1 protein-coding gene is annotated in these 1870 nt (G+C 45.0%); it reads left to right on the top strand.

The features are described from left to right. The coding region (locus NC238_00055) for a DNA methylase (protein ID MCM1564346.1) at positions 1-1870 on the top strand (1870 nt) is incomplete at both ends.

Genomic DNA, 1870 nt, shown 5'->3' with positions numbered 1-1870 from the left:
AAGGAATAGTATGGGACGGCGAGAAAGCCATCTCCCGGCTGGGCGCGCGCAAGGCTGTCTTGAATGACCTTTCGCCGGCTGCCACGTTCATTGCATACAACTACAACACTCCCGTGGACACCGCCGCCTTCGAGCGCGAGGCGAAACGCATTCTGAAGGAAGTGGAGCAGGAATGCGGCTGGATGTATGAAACCTGGCATCCCCACTGTGACGACCCCAATCGGGTAAAGGCGCGCATCAACTTTACAGTTTGGAGCGAGGTTTTCACTTGTCCGCAATGTGGAAGAGAGTTAGTATTTTTTGATATAGCTGTAAATAAAGATTCTTTTGCTGTGAATGATAGTTTTAAGTGTTCTGCTTGTGAAACCAAATTAGACAAAAAAAGTCTGGAAAGAGTATGGATTTCCTATTACGATCAGGCGCTTCAACGGATGCATAAGCTTGTTAAATACAAGCCCGTTCTGATAAGTTACCAGTACGGGAAGAAGCGTTTTGAAAAACAGCCAGATGTTGAAGATTTGAATGTACTAGAAAAAACCGAAAGAATTGATGTTCCAGGCTGGTTCCCTTCAAGCGAAATGTTGGAAGGCGAAAGAAAAGGAAAGGATGGATACCACTTAAAAGGTATTACTCACCTTCACCATTTTTATTTTCGCCGAGCATTGATAGCATACGCAAAATTATGGTCAAAATTAGATCTGAAAAAAGCAGGATCTAATTTTGCAAAATTTTTCATTCAGGGGAGTTGTCTTGGTTTTACCAAGATGAATCGATATTCCGCAAACCACTTTTCTCAGGTGAATCGTTATTTTTCTGGCACCCTTTTTGTTGGGTCACTTATTTCAGAAGTGTCACCATCTTACTCAATGACACACAAGCTCGAACGTCTCATAAAGTTGCGTATGCCCGGTCGCAATGGAGCATCTGTAATCACTTGTCAATCAACGACAAACACATCAAGTTTTCCCGCTAATTCAGTAGATTACATTTTTATTGATCCTCCATTTGGAAACAATCTGCATTACTCAGAGTTAAATTATTTTTGGGAATCATGGTTGAAAGTATTAACTGCCCGAGACCCAGAAGCTGTGATGGATAAAGGACGTAATAGAACGCTGGCAGACTACGAGAGGTTAATGTATTCGGCCTTTCAAGAACTTTATCGCGTCATACGTCCTGGCAGGTGGATTACGGTTGAGTTTCACAACTCGCAAAACTCCGTTTGGAATGCCATTCAGTTAAGTATGCAGCAGGCTGGATTTGTTGTAGCCGATGTGCGAACACTGGATAAGCAACAAGAGACTTATAAACAGTCTGTACAAAACTTGGTAAAACAGGATTTGATCATTACAGCCTATAAACCGAACGGCAAGTTAGAAGAAAACTTCAACCTAAAAGCAGGGGATGAGGATGGCGTTTGGGAATTTGTTCGGTACCACCTCGGCAAACTACCAGTCTTGAACCAACTTAAGGGCGAATTGATTGTTAACGCAGAGCGCCAGGCCTTTCTCCTCTTTGATCGTATGGTCGCCTTCCACATACAGCGTGGAGTGATGGTGCCTATTTCTGCTCCCGAGTTTTATGCCGGGCTGCACCAGCGCTTAGTCCTGCGCGACGGCATGTACTTCCTACCCGAGCAGGTGACCGAATACGATCGGGCGGTGATGGATTCGAATGGGGTAGTTCAGCTTTCCTTGTTCGTCACCAATGAAAAGACGGCCATCCAATGGCTGCGATTGCATCTAGATCCCAACGCTGGTGGCCAACCGCAGACACATGCAGACTTAAATCCGAAATTCAAGCTGGCGCTGCACCAGGCTAAACATGAGAAAGCGCCCGAGTTGATCGAGATCCTGGAACAAAACTTCCT

The organism is Dehalobacter sp. (assembly GCA_023667845.1).
GTDB lineage: Bacteria > Bacillota > Desulfitobacteriia > Desulfitobacteriales > Syntrophobotulaceae > Dehalobacter.
Note: the sequence above shows the minus strand (reverse complement) of the source record. Positions and strands in the feature narration are given on the sequence as shown.